Annotated in this window: 19 protein-coding genes; 11 read left to right on the top strand and 8 right to left on the bottom strand. The window is 67.4% G+C overall.

From position 1 onward, the window contains the following. Window positions 1–65 precede the first annotated feature (65 nt). Both ACFQZ6_RS23060 and ACFQZ6_RS23065 read right to left on the bottom strand, forming a co-directional pair. A complete protein-coding gene (locus tag ACFQZ6_RS23060; protein ID WP_381612029.1) occupies window positions 66–1,451 on the bottom strand; it encodes a class II fumarate hydratase in 1,386 nt (461 codons plus the stop codon). A 105-nt stretch (window positions 1,452–1,556) separates the two neighbouring features. After that, window positions 1,557–1,754, bottom strand: a complete 198-nt coding sequence (locus tag ACFQZ6_RS23065) for a hypothetical protein (RefSeq protein ID WP_381612031.1) — start codon at window positions 1,752–1,754, stop codon at window positions 1,557–1,559. 268 nt (window positions 1,755–2,022) lie between these two features. On the opposite strand from ACFQZ6_RS23065, the gene ACFQZ6_RS23070 reads away from it, so the two are divergent. From ACFQZ6_RS23070 to ACFQZ6_RS23100, 7 genes are all read left to right on the top strand, one after another. Beyond that, the gene (locus ACFQZ6_RS23070) at window positions 2,023–3,591 is read left to right on the top strand and encodes a recombinase family protein (protein ID WP_381612033.1); all 1,569 of its coding nucleotides are present in this window, start codon (window positions 2,023–2,025) and stop codon (window positions 3,589–3,591) included. Window positions 3,592–4,351: 760 nt separating this feature from the next. After that, on the top strand, window positions 4,352–4,666 hold the full coding sequence (locus tag ACFQZ6_RS23075) for an HNH endonuclease (RefSeq protein WP_381618567.1): 315 nt from the start codon (window positions 4,352–4,354) through the stop codon (window positions 4,664–4,666). Window positions 4,667–5,009: 343 nt separating this feature from the next. Beyond that, a complete protein-coding gene (locus ACFQZ6_RS23080; protein WP_381618570.1) occupies window positions 5,010–5,393 on the top strand; it encodes a phage terminase small subunit P27 family in 384 nt (127 codons plus the stop codon). 545 nt (window positions 5,394–5,938) lie between these two features. Then, the gene (locus tag ACFQZ6_RS23085) at window positions 5,939–6,313 is read left to right on the top strand and encodes a hypothetical protein (protein ID WP_381612035.1); all 375 of its coding nucleotides are present in this window, start codon (window positions 5,939–5,941) and stop codon (window positions 6,311–6,313) included. After that, window positions 6,283–7,158: a phage major capsid protein gene (locus tag ACFQZ6_RS23090; RefSeq protein WP_381612037.1), complete on the top strand. Its 876-nt coding sequence runs from the start codon at window positions 6,283–6,285 to the stop codon at window positions 7,156–7,158. The genes ACFQZ6_RS23085 and ACFQZ6_RS23090 overlap by 31 nt, the downstream gene beginning before the upstream one ends. A gap of 242 nt (window positions 7,159–7,400) precedes the next feature. Beyond that, complete coding sequence (locus tag ACFQZ6_RS23095) at window positions 7,401–7,808, top strand: HNH endonuclease signature motif containing protein (protein ID WP_381612039.1); 408 nt, start codon at window positions 7,401–7,403, stop codon at window positions 7,806–7,808. Between the two features lie 295 nt (window positions 7,809–8,103). After that, window positions 8,104–8,232 (top strand): hypothetical protein, encoded by a 129-nt coding sequence (locus tag ACFQZ6_RS23100; protein ID WP_381612041.1) that lies wholly within the window; start codon window positions 8,104–8,106, stop codon window positions 8,230–8,232. Window positions 8,233–9,069: 837 nt separating this feature from the next. Here ACFQZ6_RS23100 and ACFQZ6_RS23105 read toward each other — a convergent pair. The 4 genes from ACFQZ6_RS23105 to ACFQZ6_RS23120 all read right to left on the bottom strand — a co-directional run bounded on the left by ACFQZ6_RS23105 (window position 9,070) and on the right by ACFQZ6_RS23120 (window position 12,504). Then, on the bottom strand, window positions 9,070–9,903 hold the full coding sequence (locus tag ACFQZ6_RS23105; RefSeq protein ID WP_381612043.1) for a helix-turn-helix domain-containing protein: 834 nt from the start codon (window positions 9,901–9,903) through the stop codon (window positions 9,070–9,072). Then, on the bottom strand, window positions 9,893–10,414 hold the full coding sequence (locus tag ACFQZ6_RS23110) for a DUF6879 family protein (protein WP_381612045.1): 522 nt from the start codon (window positions 10,412–10,414) through the stop codon (window positions 9,893–9,895). The genes ACFQZ6_RS23105 and ACFQZ6_RS23110 overlap by 11 nt, the downstream gene beginning before the upstream one ends. Further along, window positions 10,398–10,604 carry a hypothetical protein gene (locus tag ACFQZ6_RS23115; RefSeq protein WP_381612047.1) on the bottom strand — a complete coding sequence of 69 codons (207 nt, stop codon included), beginning with the start codon at window positions 10,602–10,604 and terminating at the stop codon, window positions 10,398–10,400. The genes ACFQZ6_RS23110 and ACFQZ6_RS23115 overlap by 17 nt, the downstream gene beginning before the upstream one ends. Window positions 10,605–10,833: 229 nt before the next feature. Next, the gene (locus ACFQZ6_RS23120; protein WP_381612049.1) at window positions 10,834–12,504 is read right to left on the bottom strand and encodes a fumarate hydratase; all 1,671 of its coding nucleotides are present in this window, start codon (window positions 12,502–12,504) and stop codon (window positions 10,834–10,836) included. A gap of 170 nt (window positions 12,505–12,674) precedes the next feature. Between ACFQZ6_RS23120 and ACFQZ6_RS23125 the strand changes: the two genes are divergently transcribed. Continuing rightward, window positions 12,675–13,364 carry a DUF1707 SHOCT-like domain-containing protein gene (locus ACFQZ6_RS23125; RefSeq protein ID WP_381612051.1) on the top strand — a complete coding sequence of 230 codons (690 nt, stop codon included), beginning with the start codon at window positions 12,675–12,677 and terminating at the stop codon, window positions 13,362–13,364. 18 nt (window positions 13,365–13,382) lie between these two features. Here ACFQZ6_RS23125 and ACFQZ6_RS23130 read toward each other — a convergent pair whose 3' ends face one another. After that, the gene (locus ACFQZ6_RS23130; RefSeq protein ID WP_381618573.1) at window positions 13,383–15,968 is read right to left on the bottom strand and encodes a glycoside hydrolase family 9 protein; all 2,586 of its coding nucleotides are present in this window, start codon (window positions 15,966–15,968) and stop codon (window positions 13,383–13,385) included. A 476-nt stretch (window positions 15,969–16,444) separates the two neighbouring features. Here ACFQZ6_RS23130 and ACFQZ6_RS23135 point away from each other — a divergent pair, with 476 nt between their 5' ends. The 3 genes from ACFQZ6_RS23135 to ACFQZ6_RS23145 all read left to right on the top strand — a co-directional run bounded on the left by ACFQZ6_RS23135 (window position 16,445) and on the right by ACFQZ6_RS23145 (window position 21,588). Then, complete coding sequence (locus ACFQZ6_RS23135; RefSeq protein ID WP_381612053.1) at window positions 16,445–18,547, top strand: cellulase family glycosylhydrolase; 2,103 nt, start codon at window positions 16,445–16,447, stop codon at window positions 18,545–18,547. 113 nt (window positions 18,548–18,660) lie between these two features. Further along, window positions 18,661–21,045, top strand: a complete 2,385-nt coding sequence (locus ACFQZ6_RS23140) for a glycoside hydrolase family 9 protein (RefSeq protein ID WP_381612055.1) — start codon at window positions 18,661–18,663, stop codon at window positions 21,043–21,045. Window positions 21,046–21,210: 165 nt separating this feature from the next. Continuing rightward, window positions 21,211–21,588 (top strand): WhiB family transcriptional regulator, encoded by a 378-nt coding sequence (locus tag ACFQZ6_RS23145; RefSeq protein ID WP_381612056.1) that lies wholly within the window; start codon window positions 21,211–21,213, stop codon window positions 21,586–21,588. 119 nt (window positions 21,589–21,707) lie between these two features. Here the strand turns inward: ACFQZ6_RS23145 and glpX are convergent, their stop codons facing one another. Further along, window positions 21,708–22,739, bottom strand: coding sequence for a class II fructose-bisphosphatase (glpX, locus tag ACFQZ6_RS23150; protein ID WP_381612058.1), 1,032 nt, complete (start codon window positions 22,737–22,739; stop codon window positions 21,708–21,710). Window positions 22,740–22,849: the final 110 nt, after the last annotated feature.

Here is a 22,849-nt window from a genome sequence, read left to right on the forward strand (position 1 = left end):
TTTTAGGCGTCACCGGTATACGGCGCTGCGGTGCGCGTCACTGTTCCCGCAGGGGTGACCGACCGTCACGGCCGTGTCATCCGCAGGACGTCGAGTGCCTCGTCGAGCTGCTCCACGGTGAGGTCGCCGCGCTCGACGTACCCGCCCTCCAGCACCACCTGGCGGATCGTCTTCCGCTCGGCCAGCGACCTCTTGGCGATCTTCGCGGCCTCCTCGTACCCGACGTACTTGTTCAGCGGGGTGACGACGGACGGCGACGACTCGGCGTACTCCCGGGCCCGCTCGCGGTGGGCGACGACGCCGTCCACGGTCCGCTCGGCGAGCAGCCGGGAGACGTTGGCGAGCAGCCGGACCGACTCCAGCACGTTCTTCGCGATCACCGGGAGCATGACGTTCAGCTCGAAGTTGCCGGAGGCGCCCGCGGTGGCCACGGTGGCGTCGTTGCCGACGACCTGGGCGGCGACCATCAGCACCGCCTCGGGGATGACCGGGTTGACCTTGCCCGGCATGATCGACGACCCGGGCTGGAGGTCGGGCAGGGAGATCTCCGCGAGCCCGGTGCGCGGCCCGGAGGCCATCCACCGCAGATCGTTCGCGATCTTCGTCAGCCCCACGGCGATGGTCCGCAACTGCCCGCTGACCTCGACGATCCCGTCCCGCGCGCCCTGCGCCTCGAAGTGGTCCCGCGCCTCCGTCAGCGGCAGCCCCGTCGTCCGGGCGACCTCCTCGATGACGGCGGCGGAGAAGCCGGGCGGGGTGTTGATGCCGGTGCCCACGGCGGTCCCGCCGAGCGGCAGCTCGGCCAGCCGCGGCAACGACGACTCCAGCCGCTCGACGCCGTACCGCACCTGGGCGGCGTACCCGCCGAACTCCTGGCCCAGGGTGACGGGTGTGGCGTCCATCAGGTGCGTACGGCCCGACTTCACGACGTCCGCGAACTCCTCGGCCTTGCGGGACAGCGCGTCCGCGAGCCGGCCGAGCGCCGGGACGAGGTCGCGCGTGACGGCGGCGGTGGCGGCGATGTGGATCGACGACGGGAAGACGTCGTTGGAGGACTGCGAGGCGTTGACGTGGTCGTTGGGGTGGACGGGCCGCCCCAGCCGCTCACTGGCGAGGGTGGCGATGACCTCGTTGGCGTTCATGTTGGACGACGTCCCGGACCCCGTCTGGAACACGTCGACCGGGAAGTGCGCGTCCCACTTCCCCTCCGCGACCTCGGCCGCCGCCTCCTGGACGGCCGCCGCGATGTCCTCGTCGAGCACCCCGAGCCGCGCGTTCACCTTCGCGGCGGCGCCCTTGATCCGCGCGAGGGCCTCGATGTGCGCCCGCTCGATCCGCTGCCCGGAGACGGGGAAGTTCTCCACGGCCCGCTGCGTCTGCGCCCGCCACTTGGCGTCGACGGGGACGCGCACCTCGCCCATGGAGTCGTGTTCGATCCGGTATTCGCTCATACCGGCTATAGCGAACGGGGGGCCGGGGATGTTCCGGGCTTACGCCGGGTGGGGGTGCGGCGGGGCCCGGCCGCGCTCGCGCACGGCCGGGCCCCTCGGCGGTTCCTACATGATCCCGGGGATGAGGACGCCTCCCAGCAGACCGCCCTTGCCACGCAGACCCTTCCTGGCCTTGTCCGCGTTGCTGACCATGGACTCCGTGACCTGCTGGCCGGAGTCGGCGTCGGACAGCTCGGTGAGCAGGTCACCGAGGGCCTTGGCCCAGTCCTCCGAGGACTCCTTGTCGGACGGAGTGTCGCCCATGACTGGCTCCCTTCTCTCATGCCGCCCCGTCTCTCGGAGCGGCGCGGGTACCAGTCGTGTGGCCAAGCCGCCCTGGGGGCACGCCGCTTCGGTCCCGGTTTCACACGAACCGTTGAATTACCGAGGGGTGCCCGCGGGGAGCGGTGTCCGCCCTACGCCAGCCCGGGGCCCCGCACCGGGATGGTCGTGAACGTCGGCGCGGGCGCCGGGTCCTGGAAGAAGTCGTTCGGCTTGTTCCGCTCGCATGGACCCACGTACGATCCGCGCCATGATCTCTAACCCGAGGGTCCTGGGGAACGTCCGCCTGTCCATCTTGAAGGACGACACCACCAGCCCCGAGAAGCAGCGCGCGGCCGTAGAGCACTGGGCGACCGGACCGGCCATTGACGGCCGCATAGCGGGCTGGGCGGAAGACCTCGACGTGTCCGGAGCCATGCACCCGTTCAAGAGACCGGGGCTCGGTCCCTGGTTCAACGAGCGGGCCGACGAGTGGGACGTGTTGGCCGTCTGGAAGCTGGACCGCCTCAGCCGCAAGGCGGGCCACTTCGCCGAGGTATTCGACTGGTGCCAGAAACACGGCAAGGTCATCGTCTCGGTAACTGAAGGCATCGACATGTCCACCCCCATGGGGAAGATGTTCGCGCAGATCATCGCTGCTTTCGCCGAGGGCGAGCTGGACACCATTCGCGCCCGCGCGCTTTCCGGTTCAGCCGCCCGTAAGGCGAAGGGCGTTTGGATTGGCGGAGTCGAGCCGTTCGGCTACCACTTCGAGCGACAGGAAGGCGGCGGTAAGAAGCTCGTTCAGGACCCGACGTACGCGGAGCTTTTCCGTGAAATCGTGGAGCGCCTGAAGGGCGACTGGTCGTCCTACAAGATTGCCGTCGATCTGAATAAGCGTGGTATCCCTACTTGGCGGGATCATCTGCGAATCGTTAAGGGCGAAGAGCCGAGGGGTGTTGCCTGGACGGCCAACGCTATCCGCGCCATCATCATGAACCCTACGGTGGCCGGGATCTATACACACAAGGGCGAAAACGTCGTAGACGAGAACGGCGAGAACGTCAGAATCACCGATGATCCCCTGATGGAGTTTGCCGAGTGGGCCGAATTTGTGGCCATTCTGAAGAGCGATCGCCCGGTTAGGCGGTCCTCTCCCTCGCGGTCGATGCTCGGCGGTGTGGCTATCTGCCACGCGTGCGGTGCCCGAATGTCCTCTAACAAGAAGACGAAGCCGAACGGCCGCGTACACCACTACTACGCCTGCAACAACGTAAACACCGGAACTTGCTCGAACCCCGGCCGTATTCGACGCGACGATCTAGACACGGCTGTCGGGACGTTCGTGAAGGTCACTCTCGGCCCGCTCCCGGTAATGGAGCGCGCCGGTAATTCGATCAGTCAGACCAAGACCGAGCTTGCCGAGGCGGAGGCCACGCTAGATCGCTTGGAATCCGATTACCTTGCCGGACGGTTCAAGACCGATGTTCAGATCGAACGGTATTGGGGACAGCATGAATTCCAGTCGGCGAAGGTGGAGCGGCTGAGAGAGGAAATCAAGGCCGCCGAGGTCGCCCCGGCTTGGAAGGAGACGGGTCGGACCTACGTCGAGGAGTGGGCGACGAAGGATGATGAGCAGAAGCGTGTATTCCTGCAACGGCACGGCATCACTGTAGTGGTCGGAAGTACCGAGGACGGATCTCGCCTTGTGAGGGTGCGTATTCCAGAGTTGGCGGAAATCGCCGAGGAGACCGGTCTTCACGTCCCCGAGGGATACATGTGGACTGAGCCGGAGGCGGAATACATTCTGCCGAAGCAGATGGCTTACAAGCGGAAGTAGGTAGGGTCACCCACGCCCCCAACCCCTGCCCCCGTCGCGTGTAAACGCTTCGGGGGCTTTTCCATGCCCACGCTCGGCCCCCTGGCCGTTTAAACGCTCTTCCTTGATTCCGCCACCCCCGGCGGGTTAAGAATAAGTCATCTGACTTGGCCCCGGCGGCAGTCGGGGCTTTCTTATGCCCATGCCCCATCCATGACCGAGGGAATAGTGACCATTGGATTCGGACCCGGTGCCCCATGGGGTGCCATTTCTCAGCTCGACTGCCGAGCGAAAGCCCGTAACCCTCTAATCAAGCCTCTTGCTCTCCGGGTGTACTTCGCCGCCCTGGGATGGAGCAATCAGGTTGGACACGCGGAGTTCGCCGAAGGTGCCCTAGCTTCCATCCTGGCCGGAGAGAACGGCCAGGCGCTCACCAAACAGGCCGTACAGAAGGGCATCACGGCGGCCAAGGGCATGGAGCTGATAGCGGCCGAGTCGGGCGCACGGTGTCTCGTACTGCCTGGGCACCACTTCCAGAAGAACGGGCTCGGGTCGGCATCCTGCCGCGTTCACGCCCTGCGGACTGCTGCGTAACCCTGCCACGGTTACCGCGTAACCCCGCGAGGGTTACGCATTCTTCCCTGACCTGCGGAAACGTTCGCTGCCTCTCTATCTATTTAAGTCATCCCCTGGCCGAAGGAACGTAGGCCAGGCAGAGAGCACCACTAACGGCACCCCTCGAAGGGTGCCGATTCTGTTTGGACTATCAATGCCTTACCTGATGTGCAGCCGCTGTAAGCGGCTCTATCCCCTCGGCACGCGCTGCGAGCCGTGCACCTCGGCCGGAGCGAAGCGACGGGAGCAGAAGAGAAGACACACGCGCCCCTCGCCCTGGGCGCGCGGATACAACACTCAATACCTGAAAGCCAGGGCCGCGATCCTCGCGGTTAACCCTGTCTGCTCTCTCTGCAATGCTCGGCCGGCTACCACGGCCGATCACATAGTTCCGCTCAGCCGAGGCGGAACGAATGACATAGAGAACCTTCGCCCGGCCTGCGGGCCGTGCAACTTCAGCCGAGGCAACAGAACGGCCTAGGCCGAAGTCACTCGGCCTAGGTGGGCCGAGGTAGCTCAGCAGCCAATTGCGGCGGCCACAGGGCCGCTCAGGACCTTCTCGCGGCCAAGGACGCGCCGAACCCACGGGGAGGGGGAGTTTAAAAGTTCCAGAGCACTCTTCCCCGCACCCGCCGCCTTCCCTCTTTTCGCACGCGTGCGGTGAACGCCGGAAAAGGCACAGCCGCTACGCACCGCGCCGAACGGGCGCGGAATCCCTGACATAACTACGGATTGGAGATCAACCCATGCCGAGGGGAAACATTCCCGCCACGGCCGCTCTACGCGTGCTGCGCGGCCAGGCGAGCAAGCATGAGGCCGAGACCATGGCCAGGCCGAAGGAGGACGCTCCGCCGCCCCCTGACGGCCTTCCCGCCGAGGCCGCCGAGGAGTGGTCGCGTGTGGTGCCCGAGCTGTACGCCAGGGGGGTCTATGACCCGGCCCTAGACCGAGCTTTCATGGTCGTCTACTGCTCCGCTTGGGCCGTTTACACGGCCGCTCTTATGGAGCTGGCCACGGGCGGCCTTATGGCCGAGGGATACCGGGGTCAGGTGAAGAAGTCTCCCGCTCATCAGATAGCGCGGGATGCTGCCGCGCTCATGCTCACCTTTGGCGCTCGCTTCGGTCTTAATCCGCTGGATCGTCAACGGCTCTCTATGCCGCTCCCCGAGAGCGGAAGTGATGACACGTTCGGGGGTCTGCTCACCTAACGGCCGAGGGTGACCGGCATCACATGTGCGTTTCGTGTTGAGTATCGCGCCTTAACCGGTCTTTGGTTCATGCAAGACAGAGAAACTTCGGTCCCTTCGGGATCGGGGGAACACGCGGCATGGGCGGCAGCGGTAGCGGCGGCCCGGTTTCCATGGCTGGCCTCCGAAGGCCATGGAGGCCGGGCCGTTTCGCATATCCACCACCAGTGGCCGACCGTTCCCCGCTCACCATCTCGAAGAGATATGGAACATGAACAACACAGTCGAGCTGAAGTGCTGGGCTTGTGAGCGAGAGTTCACGACTGAGTTCGGACGGGGCGACCGCGCCGGTACTGCTCCCCAGATTGCAAGGAACTGGCGCGCAAGGTTGCGCGCAGAGTCCGCTATGTCGAGCAGGCCGAACAACAGCGCATGGCTTACGTCGCCTCAGTCTGAACGCGACTCAAGTAAATAACCGCCGCCCCCTTTTAGGCCGCCCCACCCATTCCGGGTGTCGGGCGGCTTTTGCATGGCCGCTTCTGGCCCCGACCAAGAAGGAACTGTCAATGAAGCCTGAGCTTCGCAAGATTTTTGAGTCTGCCGAGTCCGAGGATCGTGGCTTGACGGCCCGCGAAGTGGCGGCCGTCATCAACTCGATTCCGGCTGAAGAGCGCATGGCGCGTACTGAGATCCTGGCTGCCGTGAATGGCGCGGGCGGGGCGGACTCTCCGGAGGTTCGCGACGCTATCGCCGAGACGCTGAAGTACATGGAGATGCGGGCGACTGATGCCCGCGAGGAGCGGGCGCGGCTCGACCGAGAGGCCGAGGTTCGCAGTCTGGTTGCTGCCAACTCCAGCATCCTTACGCCGAGCACCGGCGGCCGGTTGCCTCTGACGAGTGGCGGTCGCTCATGCCGTCGCTTACCGAATACCGCGCCCTGATCTCTGAAGGCGTTCCCCAGGACGGCGGGTACACCGTCCCGCAGGAGATTTCCGGTAAGTACATCGACGCACTCAAGGCGAAGTCGACTTTCCTGCGCGGCCTCCCGGCCGGCAGCATCATTCCATTCACGTCGGCCACTTTCTCGGTTCCTCAGCTCGTCTCCTCGACTGGCGCTGATTACGTCGCCGAGGGCCAGACCATTCCCCAGGGCCAGATGGTGTGGGGTGAGGTCAAGTTCACAGCGAAGAAGATCGGCGAAGTGCAGTGGGCTTCGACTGAGGTTCTGGAGGATTCCGCGCTTGATCAGCGGCGCGTGATTGCGGAGAACCTTCTTCGTGACGCGTCCCTGAAGTTTGATGCCGACGCCTTCACCGGTTCGGGTACCAACCCGATCAAGGGCATCGTTTCCCAGGGCACGTCCACCACCCTCGGCACCGGAAAGGTCACCGTCACCTATGACGACCTGGCCGACGCGGTTGCCCGTATCGAGGCCACGAACGGAACTCCCTCGGTCGTCTGGGCGTCCGTCGATATGGCTGCGGCTCTCCGTAAGGAGAAGGCTGCGGGGTCTGGCATTTATCAGGGCGGTTCCCCGACCGACACCCCGGCTTCTACCGCTTGGGGCCTGCCGATTCTTCCGAGTGCGTTCCTGCCCGCCAAGACGGTTGTCGTCGCGGACGCTTCTCGAATCGTTGTCGGTATTCGGCGCAATGCCACTGTGAGGGTTAGCGAGGATGCTCGCTTTGATTCCGATCAGGTCGGCTTCAAGCTGACTATGCGCGTGGCTGGCGTTTCCCTGGCCGAGGCTACCTCGGCTCAGGTAATCAAGGCCGCCGCTAGCTAACGACTTGGCACCCCAGTTACTTGCCCTGGGGTGCCTCTCATCTTCCCCCGGTCTGAACCGCCGGGGGATGTCTGATCGGCGGTAGCCGGTCAGAGCCTCGATGGAGGCAGGTCGAACAGGCACGGGAATGGGACTGGTCACCCTGTTCCCGTGCCATCCCCCTTTTTTGGCTATTCGATACTGCTACTTCTTATCGAAACCCCGCCCCGCTTACCGCTCCCCGATATAACGCTAGGAACCCAATGAAGCGCAAGCCTTTGGAGCTGGCCGACAAGGCCGCCGTTATTTCCTACCTCCGTTCCCGTTCCCTTGAATGGCCCGCCGCTGAAGGCGGGTGCTGGGAATGGATGGGCTACCGAGAGAAGGAGGGATACGGCCGTTTCACCGCCGAAGGAAAGCCTCGATATGTTCACCGAGAGGCTTTTAAGGCGTTCGGTCGTCGCATCCCTGATGGTTTCACGATCGACCATCTTTGCGGCAACACGTCTTGCTGGAACCCGAGTCACCTTGAAGCGGTAACCAGGGAAGAGAACACTCGAAGAGCCCGGAACGCTTACTGGAAGGCGTTCCTTCGCGATAATCACGCTGCCTTGAACGTGCTCGGAAAGCTGGGCGGTTCCGTTATTGAGCCGGTGGCGGTGACCCGATGACGTCTCAGTACAGGGGGCCACTCGATAAGATCATGGCCGCTTCTCGACCGAACTCGGAAACGGGCTGTCGCATCTGGTACGGCAAGCGGGACAGTTACGGAGAGCCAAAGGTTCGCATTCGCGGAAACCTTGCCTCGGTTAAGAGGTACCTTACGGCCTCGAAACGAAAGAGGAACCGTGAGGGTTTCTACCCTGTGTTCGAGAACTCTTGCGGGGACCAGCGGTGCATCACCGTGGGGCACTTGCTGATTGTGGACTGGAAGCCGCTACCCCCGAAGCGGGACCGAGGGTAGCAGTGAACGAACTGATCCGTTGGATAGCTCGAAAGCGTTTCGAGGATGAGAAGAAGCGCGACCGTCAGGCTCTGCTCTTGGCCGAAGGTCTAAAGGCCCGTGCAATTCGCCTGAAGGCCGAGGCCGGCTGAGGCCATTGGGCGTTTCTCAAGGCATCAAGGGAGACCCCTGCCATCCGCCACGGGGGAAGCGGATGGCAGGGGGGTCTTCACCAATGGAAGCCGTCGAGCTTCCCGTAAGCGCACTCAGGACACGGAACCTTCTCCCGGAAGCCGCACGTCGAGCAACCGTTGAAGCCTGCACAGTCGGGGCACCAGACTTCCCGGTGACCGAAGCACGCACCGCAGATATCCGAGACGCTGATCAGCCACTCAATCAGCGAAGGCCGCCCTAGGTCGTACCCCCGGCGGCCGCCGCGTTGTCTCTGCCGTCTCTTGGGCCGTTCCGGGGCCACGGTCACCCGGCGGCCCCGTGGGGGCACTGCCGGATGTTCCGGGTCGCCTCAAAGCGCGCGTTCGCGTCACCCTTCTTCACGGCCAAGTCGAGCTTCGTCTTCTCGTCCGCACACCGGGCGCAACCGGCTTTCGGTCGAGCTTCGTACAGCCAACTGTCTAGGGGCAGGTCGACAGCCTCACCGGGATAGGTTTCCGGCTTCACAGGGCAACACCCCACACGGACACAGAAGGCAGCTTCCTGCCTCGCCCAACGGCGCTATGCGGGTGGTTGGCGATTTCCCGATTGGTGCTCGCCACGGCCCCGGTTACGCCCGCGTCACGGGCGTCTTCTCGGGATTGGGAAAGTGCGGCGCACGTCATGCACCCCTCAACCCCGACCGGTTCCAGTTCGGCATGGGATTTGGTGTGCGTCTTGTGTTCCAGCATCGATCGCCCCTCGGCTCCGTGTCTGTCATGACATGGTGCCCAGGGATGCGGTGAAGTGCGTAGGTTATTTGCGTTGTCGGGTAGAAATTACGAACGGAAGCGGCTGGCCCAATCGGACAGCCGTTCCCTGCCTTCTTCCCCGAACAGGGCATAACCTTCGTAGGTGTCAAACTCGTTCAGGTAAGCCGACACGTCTCGGTGATCCCGAAAGACCATCACCCCGGTCTGTGTCTCCACCGTGGATATCCGGGTGTCATAGATGGTGAAGGTGTTCAATGGTGCAGTCGGCATGTGGCCATCCAGGGGGATGACTCCGAGCTGAACATTCGGCAGCAGGCTAAGCGAAACCAAACGGTCAACCTGCATGGCCATGGCCGCCGGGGGCAGGAATGGCCACCTAACGGCTTGCTCGGTAAGGATGAATGTAAATCTTTTCGACGTGTCATAAAGGACCGATTGGCGTTCTAGTTTCTTCGCAATGGCCTTGCTGTGGTCGCCGGGAATGTGGGCGAGACTGGCCTTAACGTAGTCGGGTGTTGCGAGTAGCCCGGTGACCATAGACAGCAGGAAGTACCGGAACTCTGTGGACGACTGCTCGAAGCCGGCTAGCTCATTCTGCTTCTTCTCCAACCCGGTGCGGCGTTGCGACCAAGCGTCTTGCCATTCACTGTTAGCGTTCCGCGCAAGGGCCGCCACTCGGGAAACGAGGTCTGGGGGCGCATCCAATGCCCTGAGAATCAGCTCAACGTCAACTAGGGTGGGGGTTAGCTTCGCCCCTTCAATGTTGCTGATTTTCGTTTGACTCATGGCGCACCGCTGAGCGAGCCGGGTCTGAGTGATCCCGGTCCGCTTGCGAAGCGTCTTCAGTGTCTCGGCTAGGTCGGCTCTGGACTGACCTAGCTCTTCCGGCTCAAAGGTCAAGGCCCTTCACGTACTCCTCGAAGGGAACAGACTCGGCCAGGGCAATGCGCTGATATTCGAGGAACGGTGACACGTCACCCTCGTACAGTTCGCGGCTGATCTGAGTGCCGTCCGGCTGATAGTGCATGAGGACTACTTCTGCTTTGTCGAACATCCAGAAGTCCTCAATGCCCGGAAGCGGGTTTTCACGCTCGGTCACGTCGAGGATTCGGATGTCTTCCCCGATGGGGGCTTGATGGCGGTAGTACCTCTCGAACTCGAAACGCAGGTAATCGGAGAGCGGTCGAGTCAGGATGTGCACTCGCCCGACGCTCCCCCCGGATTCCCTACAGCGCCGGATCATCGCCGTCCAGGAATCCTCGTACGGCCCCGGAAACCGTTCACCGGCCAGGAAGCGGGAGAACTCTTCGGCCTCTTGCGGTACGCGGTAAACGGGCAGGGTTTCCAGTCGCCACGCCTCGCTCTGGAAGTCGCGGAACTTGGCCTGCCAGGCTTCACCAGCCAAGAGCACGGAAAGCCTCCCTCAGTACGCTTTCCGGGATCTCTACCAATCCTTCGCCCTGGGGCGGCGTGAAGGCGTCGGACGCGTCGCCCTGCACGATGAACGATCCGCTTTCAGTGCGATACACGTTCGGGCAATCCCCTTGCCCGCACTCTCCATTCCCGTTGCCGGTAAGGCGGGTCAGTTCCTCGCGAGCCATGCTCAAACCCCCTTGCAGCGGCCCCCGTTGGGGCGTCTGCACCAGACGGTACGAGGGTTGTTCATGGTCGTCTATGCGGCAACGCTGATATTCGCGTAGTCGGGTACGCCGGGGCTCGGGCCGAGGGCGGGCAACGCCGGTGAGTTCCCGCGTGCCCGTCCTGGGAGCGCGCAACGGGGAGAGCCCCCGGCCGGTTGCCGAGGGCTCTGGGAGGCTTCCAGGGGCTAGCTCAGGCCAGGCCAGGGCCACGCACGGGGATGCTGGTGAAGGTCGGCTGAGCGGGTTCCTGCGAAGTGAAGAAGTCGTTGCCCTTGTCGTCGACGACGATGAACGCCGGGAAGTCCTCCACCTCGATCTTCCAGACCGCCTCCATGCCCAGCTCCTCGTACTCCAGGACCTCGACCTTCTTGATGCAGTCCTGCGCGAGCCGGGCCGCCGGACCGCCGATGGAGCCCAGGTAGAAGCCGCCGTGCGCCGCGCACGCGTCCGTGACCTGCTGGCTGCGGTTCCCCTTGGCCAGCATCACCTTCGACCCGCCAGCCGCCTGGAACTGCGCCACGTAGGAGTCCATCCGTCCGGCCGTCGTCGGCCCGAAGGAACCCGACGCGTACCCCTCGGGCGTCTTCGCCGGACCGGCGTAGTACACCGGGTGGTCCTTCAGGTACCGCGGCATCTCCTCGCCCGCGTCCAGCCGCTCCTTGATCTTGGCGTGCGCGATGTCACGTGCCACGACCAGCGGCCCGGACAGCGACAGCCGCGTCTTCACGGGGTACTTCGTCAGCTCCGCGAGGACCGACTCCATCGGCTGGTTGAGGTCGATCCGGACGACGTCCCCGTCCGACTCCAGGTGCTCGTCCGTCGTCTCCGGCAGGAACCGCGCCGGGTCGGTCTCCAACTGCTCCAGGAAGACGCCCTCGGCGGTGATCTTCGCGACGGCCTGCCGGTCCGCCGAGCAGGACACGGCGATGGCGACCGGGCAGGACGCCCCGTGCCGGGGCAGCCGCACCACGCGCACGTCGTGGCAGAAGTACTTGCCGCCGAACTGCGCCCCGATCCCGATCTTCTGCGTCAGCTCGAAGACCTTCTCCTCCAGCTCCTTGTCCCGGAACCCGTGCCCGAGCGGCGAGCCCTCGGCCGGGATCTCGTCCAGGTAGTGCGCGGAGGCGTACTTCGCGGTCTTCAGCGCGTACTCGGCGGAGGTGCCGCCGACGACGATCGCCAGGTGGTACGGCGGACAGGCGGCCGTGCCCAGCGAACGGATCTTCTCCTCCAGAAACCTCATCATGGAGGCCTCGTTCAGGACGGCCTTCGTCTCCTGGTACAGGAACGACTTGTTGGCCGACCCGCCGCCCTTGGCCATGAACAGGAACTTGTACGCGCCGCCGTCCGTCGCGTACAGCTCGATCTGCGCCGGGAGGTTGGAGCCGGTGTTCCTCTCCTCCCACATGGTCAGCGGGGCCATCTGCGAGTAGCGCAGGTTCAGCCTGGTGTAGGCGTCGTAGATGCCGCGGCTCAGCGCCGCCTCGTCGCCGCCCTCCGTCAGCACGTTCTGCCCGCGCTTGCCCATCACGATCGCCGTGCCGGTGTCCTGGCACATCGGGAGCACGCCCGCCGCGGCGATGTTGGCGTTCTTCAGCAGGTCGAGCGCGACGAACTTGTCGTTGCTCGACGCCTCGGGGTCGTCGATGATGCGGCGGAGCTGCGCCAGGTGGGCCGGGCGCAGGTAGTGCTGGATGTCGTGGATGGCCTCCTCGGCCAGCTTGCGCAGCGCCTCCGGCTCGACCTTGAGGAACGTCCGCCCGTCGGCCTCGAAGGTGGAGACACCCTCGGAGGTCACCAGCCGGTAGGGGGTGGTGTCCTCTCCCATGGGGAGCAGATCGGTGTACGCGAACTCAGGCATCTCAGCCCATTCCTTACTCGACGGACGGCCACTCGCCTCCGTTGGCGAGCGCTCACCAGCGTAGAACCTGAGGGAGACGGCGGACCTGTGAGGTAAGGCTCAGTCGTGGGGGAGCCGGGACACCCGGACGGGGGCTATCGCGATCTATCGTGTTTCGGTACGCTGCTGCCGTGGACCTTCAGAAGCAGACCGCCACTCCTGCCGCTGCCGCCCCCGCGCCCGGGGAGCTGCGCGCCTCCGACGCCGACCGGGACCGGATCGCGGACATCCTGCGCGACGCCCTGGCCGAGGGCCGTCTGACGGCCGAGGAGCACGCCGAGCGGGTCGAGGGGGTGTACCGGGCGCGGACGGTCGGCGAGCTGGCCCCGCTCGTCCGCGACCTGCCCGGCGGGCAGGACCGGCAGCCGAGGCCGTCCGCGCCGTCCTACGCCCACGCCCCCGGCCGCCCGGCCGCCGGTGCGATACCCGTCGACCCCGACGACAACGTGGTCGCGGTCTTCAGCAGCGCCTCCCGCAAGGGCCGCTGGCGCGTCGGCCGCCGCATCCACGCCTACTCGGTCTTCGGCAGCGTCGAGATCGATCTGAGCGAGGCCCTGTTCGAGTACCAGCAGGTCGTCATCAAGGCGGTCTCGGTCTTCGGCAACGTCGAGGTCAGGGTCCCGGCGAACATCTCGCTGCACGGCTCCGGCGGCGGCGTCCTCGGCAACTTCGAGGTGGACAGCCTGGACGCGGGCGACCCGCGGGCGCCGGTCGTCTACGTCGAGGGCTGGTCGGTGCTGGGCAACATCGAGGCGCGGCCCCGGCGCGGCAAGCTCGTCGCGGACATCCTCGACCGCGTCACGGGCAAGCGCACGCCCTAGGGGCCGCGCCAGGACGGGCTAGCCCGTCACCCCGCAGGGCTCGCCGTTCAGCCGGAAGACCCTCGGGTCGTACACCTGGCCGCTCGACGTGCCGTTGAAGCCGAACCGCGTCTCGGCGCCGGGAGCCAGGGTGGCGTTCCAGCTCAGTGACTTGGCCACGACCTGCGGACCGGTCTGGGAGACGGTCGCGCCCCACGGGTCCCGCACGCGCTGGTCGTCGCCGAACGTCCACGAGAGCTGCCAGGGACCGACCGTCCGGCTGCTGGTGTTCTTCACCACGACCTGACTGGTGAAGCCGCCGCCCCACCGGGTCGAGGTGTAGGTGACCTGGCACGCCGGGCTGCGGTCGCCGCCGTCCCCGAGGTCGTCCACGTAGGAGGCCACCCACGCGAGCGGGGCGTTCCAGTTGATGGTGATCTCGTTCGTCGCCCACGACTCGATGTCGTCGATGTAGCACATCGCGGGCGCGCAGCCCTGCAGCTTGCTCTGCGCGACCGGGTCCTCGATGCCGCTGTTCGGGCCGCCCGCCAGCGAGCCCGGCGCCGGGTTCGGCAGGGCGGGGTTGAGCTGGTTCGCCCAGAAGCGGTGGTGCTGGTTGTGCGAGTCCCGCTCGCCGTACCCGGTGACGTACGACTGGTTGAGCGGGTTGCGGCCCAGCAGGTAGTCGAGCCCGCGCAGCACGGCGTCGCGGTACACGCCCTTGCCGGTCAGGTCGTGGGCCGTGCCCAGGACCACCATGTTGTTGGCGACCTGGCTGTTCGAGCCCCACACGTAGCGGCCGTCGGACGGCGCGTACGGCAGCCCGTACGCGGCGTCGGCGGAGTCGGCCGCGTACCGGTCGGCGGCCCCCGTCACCATGGTCCGCACCGACCGGAGCTGCTCGGCCGTCAGCTTGCCCGGCACGGTCGCCAGGTCCAGCGCGCCCAGACCCGCCACGGAGCCCCACGAGATGCCACCGGCCGGGAAGACCAGGTCGGTGTGGCCGTGCAGCGGCGAGCGCAGCACCTCCTGGCGGTAGGTGTCCTGGCCGGTGGTGAGGAACAGCTCCGCCGCGGCCCAGTAGAACTCGTCCCGCACGTCGTTGTCGGAGTACGCGCCGCCGCCCGTGCCGTCGTTGGGGTCGGCGTATATGGCCGGGTGGGCCTTGGCCGCGTTCCACGCGGTGACCGCCGCCGTACGGCACCTGGCCGCGAAGTCGGCGTCGTAGGGCGCGAAGAGGCGGGCGCACTGGGCGGCGGTGGCGGCCACGTTGAGGGTCGCCGCGGTGGACGGCGGGTGCAGCTCACGGGGCTGCGGGTCCTGGTCGGGGCGCAGCGGCAGACCGGTCCACGCCCGGTCGTGGAGCTTGTGGTGCGCCATACCGGCCAGCGGCTGGCCCTGCGGCACCATCATCCGCATCAGGAAGTCGAGCTGCCAGCGGGCCTCGTCCAGGATGTCGGGCGTGGCGTTGCCGTGCTCGGGCAGCCGCAGCCTGCCGTCCCCGAGCGGGGCGCCGTCGGCGTTCCGCGCCGTCAGGGTCCGCTCGTAGGTGGACATCAACTGGGCCACGGAGATGCCGCCGTTGACGACGTACTTGCCGTGGTCACCGGCGTCGTACCAGCCGCCGGACGCGTCCAGGCGGTAGTCGCAGACGCCGGGCTGGCAGGGCACGTCCTTGTCGCCCTGGTTGGGGCTCACGCCCACGTGCCCGGCGGGGCGCGCGTACTTCTCGCCGACGATGTCCGCGTCGATCTCGATGCCGCTGCGGTTGTGGTAGAAGTACGCGAGCGCGTCCGTGCGCAGCGCGTCGTAGAGGTTGTCGCCGATCGAGAACGGCTCGCTCTCGTCCTCCCCGACCGTGACGGTGTAGCCGTCCCCGGGGGTGGTCACGGAGCTGAAGTCGAAGGTGTGGACGTGCTGGCGCGAGGTGGGGTCCACCCCGGCCGGTGTGGTCGTGCCGCTCGCCCGCCGGGTCCCGTCGGCGGCGTTGACCGTCCACGTCAGCGGCTCGGTGGCGTCGGTGACCACGGTGCCGTTCTTCGGGCCGTTGGTGAGGTAGCCGACCTGGTTGACGCGCACGGGTGAGCCGGTGTCCGGCTCGTACGGGGGCGGCGCGGTGCCGCCGCGCAGGGAGACGTCGTCGACGCAGAAGGTGAACGCCTCGGCGCTGCCGCCGATCTGGAAGGCGAGCTGGGCGGCGTCGTGGTCGGCCGCCGCCGTGAAGGTGTGGGTCACGCGCTCGGCGCTCGTCCCGACCCGCTGTGCGGCCGAGAGTTCCGTCGTCCAGGGCTCGACGGCCATCTGGACGTTGGTGCGGATGGTGACCGGCACCGTCGACGTCGCCGTGTAGCTGAGCGTGTATCCCTCACCGGCCATGAGGGAGAGCCCGTTCTGCCCGATGATGGCGTCCCACGGGTTGGCCGTGCCCGCCGGGACGTCGGCGCACAGGCGTCCGTCGACCACGGCGCCGGGGCTGTTCTCGGTCCACCACCACGGGGCGGTGCCCGCGCTGAAGTCGCCGTTGACGATCAGCTCGGGTGGTTCGTCGGCCGCCGGTTCGGCGGCGGAGACGGGGGTGCTGGCCAGGGCCCCGGCGAGCAGGCCGGTGAGGGCGGTGACGGTCAGCGCGAGGCGACCGCGCCGACGGTGCGGAGGTGGAAGCTGATGAGGCGACACGCCATGGTCCTCTGCGGGGAGTAGGGGTGTGCGACGGCTCTGAGGTACGGGAGCGCACACAGAGATGGGAGCGCTCCCAATGTCGGGAGTGAGTGATGCGGCGTCAAGACGTCGGACAGCGATCGGCCCGTTTCGTCCCTCAACTCGACTCTACCGAGAGGTGGATGCGAGCCGTGCGACTTGTCTTGCCAAGGGGGCGCAACAGCCCTACAGTCCTGGCCGAAGCAAGCTATGGGAGCGCTCCCATGGCTTTGTCCCCTGGGAGCGCTCCCGACGCGACGCTCTCGCGATCCGGCTCCATGCACGTGCACCTCCCGTTCTCCCGCACCAGACGGAAAGGTCAGCGCACAGTGAGGCAGTTTCGAAGAGACAGTCGGCACCCGAGGCGACGAGACGGTCGGCACCCGAGGCGGCTCCTGGCCGCGGTGCTGACCGCGGCGCTCGTCGCGGTGGGCGGCCTCGCGGGCGGGGCGGTGGCCCAGGCCGCCCCGGCGGCGGACGCCAGGACGGCCGAGGACGCGACCAACAGCGCCGCCGCGGCGGGTGACGACTGGCTGCACACCCGGGGCAACAAGATCGTCGACGCGAACGGCAACGAGGTCTGGCTCACCGGAGCCAACTGGTTCGGCTTCAACGCCGCCGAGCGGGTCTTCCACGGCCTGTGGTCCGCCAACATCACCGAACTCACCAAGTCGATGGCCGACCGCGGCATCAACATCGTCCGGGTGCCGATCTCGACGCAGCTCCTGCTGGAGTGGAAGGCGGGCCAGGCGACCGTCCCGTCCGGCGTCAACGCCTACGCCAACCCCGAGATCGCGAACAAGACCTCGCTGGAGGTCTTCGACTACTGGCTGCTGCTGTGCAAGCGGTACGGCATCAAGGTCCTGCTGGACGTGCACAGCGCGGAGGCCGACAACTCCGGGCACGTGTACCCGGTGTGGTGGAAGGGCTCCATCACCACCGAGCAGTTCTACAGCGCGTGGGAGTGGGTGGCGGCCCGCTACAAGTCCGACGACACGCTCGTCGCCATGGACATCGAGAACGAGCCGCACGGCAAGGCGAACGAGACCCCGCGCGCCAAGTGGGACGGCTCGACCGACCAGGACAACTTCAAGTACGCCTGCGAGACCGCGGGCAAGCGCATCCTGGCGATCAACCCGAACGTCCTGGTGCTGTGCGAGGGCATCGAGGTGTACCCCAGGGCCGGGGTGAGCTGGACCTCCACCACGCCGACGGACTACTACTCCACCTGGTGGGGCGGCAACCTGCGCGGCGTGCGCGACCACCCGGTCGACCTCGGCGCCAACAGCGACCAACTCGTCTACTCGCCGCACGACTACGGCCCGCTCGTCTTCGCCCAGCCCTGGTTCACCGGCACCTGGGACCGTACGACCCTCGAACGGGACGTCTGGGACCCCAACTGGCTGTACCTGCACAAGGAGAACAAGTCGCCGCTGCTCATCGGCGAATGGGGCGGCTTCCTCGACGGCGGCCCCAACCAGAAGTGGATGACGGCGCTGCGCGACCTCATCACCGAGAACCGCATCCACCAGACCTTCTGGTGCATCAACCCCAACTCCGGCGACACGGGCGGTCTGCTGGGCTACGACTGGAAGACCTGGGACGAGGCGAAGTACGCCCTGCTGAAGCCCGCCCTGTGGCAGCACGGCGGCAAGTTCGTCAGCCTCGACCACGAGGTGCCGCTGGGCGGCGCCGGGAGCACCACGGGCGTCAGCCTGGCCGACGTGTACGGCGGCGGGACCCCCGACCCCGACGACACCGTCGCGCCCAGCGTGCCGACCGGCCTCACGGCCACCGCGAAGACCGCGAACAGCGTGTCCCTCTCGTGGTCCGCCTCGACCGACAACGTGCGCGTGACCGGGTACGACGTCTACCGGGGCACGACGAAGGTGAACACCACGGCGGTGACCGGCACGTCGTTCACGGACACCGGCCTCACGCCCTCGACCGCGTACCGCTACACCGTGCGGGCGCGCGACGCCGCCGGCAACGTGTCGGCCGCGTCCACGGCGCTGAGCGTGACGACCGAGGCGGACGGCGGTGGCGGCGACCCGTCCGGCGCGGTGAAGGTCCGCTACAAGAACAGCGACTCCTCCGCGACGGACAACGCCATCCGCCCGTCCCTCGTGATCGCCAACCCGGGCTCCACGTCCGTCGACCTGAGCACGGTGTCGGCGCGCTACTACTTCACCCGTGACGGTGCCTCGTCGGTCAGCGCGTGGTGCGACCACGCGGTGGTCGGGTGCGCACAGGTGAAGCTGAGGGTCGTCACCCTGCCCACGCCGGTCGCGGGCGCGGACGCCTACCTGGAGGTGTCGTTCGCCGGGGGCTCGCTCGCGGCCGGGCGGGACACCGGGGACATCCAGCTACGGATGAGCAAGTCGGACTGGTCGAACTTCAACGAGGCCGACGACTACAGCCGCTCGACGGCCACGGCGTACACGGACGCCCCGAAGATCCCGGCGTACACGGGCACGGCCCTGGCCTGGGGCACGCCGCCGTCCTGACGGGCACCCCCTGGACCGCCCGGCGCCCCTCGACGGCGCCGGGCGGAAGGCCGTACCACCCGCACCACCGCACCCATCCCCCCACCCCAGCCGACCGTCGGAAGGGACGTTCCGTGCGCGCGATCACCCTCCTGAAACCCCGAAGAGACCACAGGCCCCCGCGGCGCTCCCGCCGCACCACCGCGTACGCCGTGGCGGGCACCGTCGCCGCCGGGCTGCTCCTCCCGCTGGCGCAGTCGACCACCGCATCCGCGGCACCGGCCTTCAACTACGGCGAGGCGCTCCAGAAGTCCATCGCGTTCTACGAGGCCCAGCAGTCGGGCGAGATCCCCGACTTCAACCGCGTCGGCTGGCGCGGCGACTCCGGCCTGAACGACGGCAAGGACGTCGGCCTCGACCTGACCGGTGGCTGGTACGACGCCGGGGACCACGTCAAGTTCGGCCTGCCGATGGCGTTCTCCGCGACCATGCTGGCCTGGGGCGGCGTGGAGGAGAAGGCGGCGTACACCTCCTCGGGGCAGCTCACCCACCTGAAGAACAACCTCCGCTTCGTCAACGACTACTTCATCAACGCGCACCCCGCCCCGAACGTCCTGTACGGGCAGGTCGGCAACGGCGCGGACGACCACAAGTGGTGGGGACCGGCCGAGGTCATGCCGATGGCACGGCCCGCGTACAAGATCGACGCGTCCTGCCCCGGCTCCGACCTCGCGGGCCAGACCGCCGCGGCCATGGCGTCGTCGTCGCTGGTGTTCGCGGACAGCGACCCGGCGTACGCCGCCAAACTGGTCACGCACGCCAAGCAGTTGTACGCCTTCGCGGACCAGTACCGGGGCAAGTACAGCGACTGCATCACCGACGCGAAGTCGTACTACAACTCCTGGAGCGGCTACCAGGACGAGCTGGTCTGGGGCGCGGTCTGGCTGTACAAGGCGACCGGCGACGCGGCCTACCTGGCGAAGGCGGAGTCGTACTACGACAACCTCTCCACCGAGCCCCAGACCAGCACCCGGTCCTACCGCTGGACGCTGTCGTGGGACGACAGCTCGTACGGGGCGTACGCGCTGCTGGCGCAGCTCACCGGCAAGCAGAGGTACGTCGACGACACCAACCGCTGGCTCGACTGGTGGACGGTCGGCGTGAACGGCCAGCGGGTGCGGTACTCGCCGGGCGGACAGGCCGTGCTCGACAGTTGGGGGTCCCTGCGGTACGCCGCCAACACGGCCTTCGTGGCGCTCCAGTACGCGGACTGGCTCAGCGGCGACAGCGAGCGCAAGAGCCGCTACCACGACTTCGCCGTCCGGCAGATCAACTACGCGCTCGGCGACAACCCCCGGAAGTCGAGCTACGTCGTCGGCTTCGGCGCCAACCCGCCGACGAAGCCGCACCACCGGACCGCCCACGGCTCGTGGACGGACCAGCTCAACAGCCCGGCCGACTCCCGGCACACGCTGTACGGCGCCCTGGTCGGCGGACCGAGCGCGCCGGACGACAGCTACACCGACGACCGGTCGAACTACGTGAACAACGAGGTCGCCACCGACTACAACGCGGCCTTCACCGGCGCGCTGGCCCGCCTCTACGGGGAGTACGGCGGCAGCCCGCTCGCCGACTTCCCGAGGGCCGAGCAGCCGGACGGGCCGGAGATCTCCGTCCAGGCGTCGGTGAACGCCACCGGGCCGGGCTTCACGGAGATCAAGGCGTACCTGGTCAACAAGTCGGCGTGGCCCGCGCGGGCGCTGACCCACGCCTCGCTGCGGTACTACTTCACGCTGGAGCCGGGGGTCACCCCGGACCAGATCAGCCACTCCACCAACTACAACCAGTGCGGGACGGTCTCCGGGCCCACCCGGGCGGCGGAGTACGGGGACGGCGTCTACTACGTGACGGTGGACTGCTCGAACACGACCATCGCCCCGGCGGGGCAGTCGGCGTACCGCAAGGAGGTGCAGTTCCGGATCAGCTCGTCCGGGGCCTGGGACCCGTCGAACGACTGGTCGTACCCCACGTCGGCGACGACGCCGGGCACGACGCCGGTGGACGCGCCCCGCATCGTCCTGATGGAGGGCACGGAGAAGCAGTGGGGCTCGACCCCCGACGGCACGACGCCCACGCCCACCCCGACGCCGACTCCGACCCCCACGCCGACTCCGACTCCCACCCCCACGCCGAGTCCGGCGGGCTCGTGTGCCGTGACCTACAAGGTCACGGCGTCCTGGTCGGGCGGGTTCACCGCCGACGTCGCGGTGAGGAACACCGGCGGCACCGCGATCGACGGCTGGAAGCTGGGCTTCACCTTCAAGGGCTCCGAGAAGGTCTCCAGCGCCTGGAACGCGACCACGTCCCAGAGCGGCGCCACCGTGACGGCCACCAACGTCGCCCACAACGGCGCGATCCCGGCGGGCGGCACGGTCGGCTTCGGCTTCCAGGGCACGGGCACCCCGGCGGGCACGCCGACCGGCTTCGCGCTCAACGGCAAGGAGTGCGCGCTGGCGTGAGTCCAGCCCCGGGGCTGGGGAGGCACCCGGGGCGCGTAGGTCCACAGGGGCGTTCAACTGCCCCTGTGGACCGGGTGGTTGGGGACTCCCTGCATAGGCGCGCGCACAGCGGGTAGACCTTGCTGCATCGTCTCTCGCTCGCGAAGCCGTCGTCAGGAGTAGACCGTGCTGCAACCGCCGCATTCGTCCCCGCAGGTAGCTGCCGCTCCGGCCCAGCGGGTGCCAGTGCGGGACAGGGACCAAGACGCACCCTGGCACACCGAGGCGGTGTGCCGCCGCGACGAGGCTGGCCTGTTCTTCGCCCCCTCCAAGGAACCCACCGCCGCCCGGCTCTCCCGGGAGGAGGCGGCCAAGCGCGTCTGCGCCCGCTGCCCGGTCATGGTCGAGTGCCGCGAGCACGCCCTGCTCCAGCCCGAGCCGTACGGCGTCTGGGGCGGCCTCACCGCCGCCGAACGCCGCGTGGTCCTCGCCCGCCGCCGCCGTCGCGACCTGGAACTGAAGAAGGCGGCCCGCGCCACCAACCGCATAGCGGCAGCGGGCTGAGGACTCTCAGGGAACGCAGGGGGTCTGTCCCCACCTGAAGGGGCGCGGGGAACTGCGCGACCAACCACGACGTACCCGCCCCCGCCAGCGTCGGACAGCCCCCACCCCCTACCGCGCCCTCACTTCGCCCGGTCGAAGTCAATCGCGCTGTACGCCCGCAACTTGCTCAACCGGTGCTCGGAGTCGATCCTCCGCACCGTCCCCGACTTCGACCGCATCACGATCGAGTCGGTCGTGGCGGTCTCCGACCGGTACCGCACCCCGCGCAGCAGCTCCCCGTCCGTGATCCCGGTGGCGACGAAGAACACGTTCTCCCCGGTCACCAGGTCCTCGGTGGTCAGCACCCGGTCGAGATCGTGCCCCGCGTCGATCGCCCGCTGCCGCTCCTCGTCGTCCTTGGGCCACAGCTTGCCCTGGATGGTGCCGCCGAGGCACTTCACGGCGCAGGCGGAGATGATGCCCTCCGGCGTACCACCGATACCGAGCAGCAGGTCGATGCCGGTGCCCTCGCGCAGCGCGAGGATGGAGCCCGCCACGTCACCGTCGGAGATCAGCTTGATGCGGGCGCCGGTCTCCCGGATCTCCTCGATGATGCCCTGGTGCCGCGGCCGGTCCAGGATGACGACGGTGACGTCCTCGGGCGTGGCCCGCTTGGCCTTGGCGACCCGGCGGATGTTGACCGACACGGGCGCGTTGATGTCGACGAAGTCGGCGGCGTCGGGGCCGGTGACCAGCTTGTCCATGTAGAAGACGGCCGACGGGTCGAACATCGAGCCCCGCTCGGCCGCCGCCAGCACGGCGATCGCGTTCGGCATCCCCTTGGCGGTCAGGGTGGTCCCGTCGATCGGGTCGACGGCGATGTCGCACTCGGGGCCGGTGCCGTCACCGACCCGCTCCCCGTTGAAGAGCATCGGGGCCTCGTCCTTCTCGCCCTCCCCGATGACGACGACACCGTTCATGGAGACGGTCGAGACGAGGGTGCGCATGGCGCGTACCGCCGCGCCGTCGGCGCCGTTCTTGTCGCCGCGGCCGACCCAGCGGCCGGCGGCCATCGCCGCGGCCTCGGTGACCCGGACGAGTTCCAGGGCGAGGTTGCGGTCGGGGGCCTCGGAGGGGACATCGAGTTCGGACGGCAGATGATGCTCGGTCATCGGAGCGCACCTTTCTGATACGACGACGGCCGGATGAGGGTGTTGGCGATGACTCTAGCCGTAGGTCGACAAAATGAGCAGGGCACCCCACGGATGAGCGGAGTGGGCCA

The sequence above is a fragment of the Streptomyces flavalbus genome, from assembly GCF_042674625.1.
Classification (GTDB): domain Bacteria; phylum Actinomycetota; class Actinomycetes; order Streptomycetales; family Streptomycetaceae; genus Streptomyces; species Streptomyces flavalbus.

What these genes read in the sequence shown, in the direction of transcription:
- ACFQZ6_RS23080 (WP_381618570.1), top strand. Translation starts at nt 5,010, where the DNA reads ATGGCCAGGCCGAAGGAGGACGCTCCGCCGCCCCCTGACGGCCTTCCC.
- ACFQZ6_RS23065 (WP_381612031.1), bottom strand. Translation starts at nt 1,754, where the DNA reads ATGGGCGACACTCCGTCCGACAAGGAGTCCTCGGAGGACTGGGCCAAG.
- ACFQZ6_RS23085 (WP_381612035.1), top strand. Translation starts at nt 5,939, where the DNA reads ATGAAGCCTGAGCTTCGCAAGATTTTTGAGTCTGCCGAGTCCGAGGAT.
- ACFQZ6_RS23090 (WP_381612037.1), top strand. Translation starts at nt 6,283, where the DNA reads ATGCCGTCGCTTACCGAATACCGCGCCCTGATCTCTGAAGGCGTTCCC.
- ACFQZ6_RS23060 (WP_381612029.1), bottom strand. Translation starts at nt 1,451, where the DNA reads ATGAGCGAATACCGGATCGAACACGACTCCATGGGCGAGGTGCGCGTC.
- ACFQZ6_RS23070 (WP_381612033.1), top strand. Translation starts at nt 2,023, where the DNA reads ATGATCTCTAACCCGAGGGTCCTGGGGAACGTCCGCCTGTCCATCTTG.
- ACFQZ6_RS23095 (WP_381612039.1), top strand. Translation starts at nt 7,401, where the DNA reads ATGAAGCGCAAGCCTTTGGAGCTGGCCGACAAGGCCGCCGTTATTTCC.
- ACFQZ6_RS23115 (WP_381612047.1), bottom strand. Translation starts at nt 10,604, where the DNA reads ATGGCTCGCGAGGAACTGACCCGCCTTACCGGCAACGGGAATGGAGAG.
- glpX (WP_381612058.1), bottom strand. Translation starts at nt 22,739, where the DNA reads ATGACCGAGCATCATCTGCCGTCCGAACTCGATGTCCCCTCCGAGGCC.
- ACFQZ6_RS23120 (WP_381612049.1), bottom strand. Translation starts at nt 12,504, where the DNA reads ATGCCTGAGTTCGCGTACACCGATCTGCTCCCCATGGGAGAGGACACC.
- ACFQZ6_RS23075 (WP_381618567.1), top strand. Translation starts at nt 4,352, where the DNA reads ATGTGCAGCCGCTGTAAGCGGCTCTATCCCCTCGGCACGCGCTGCGAG.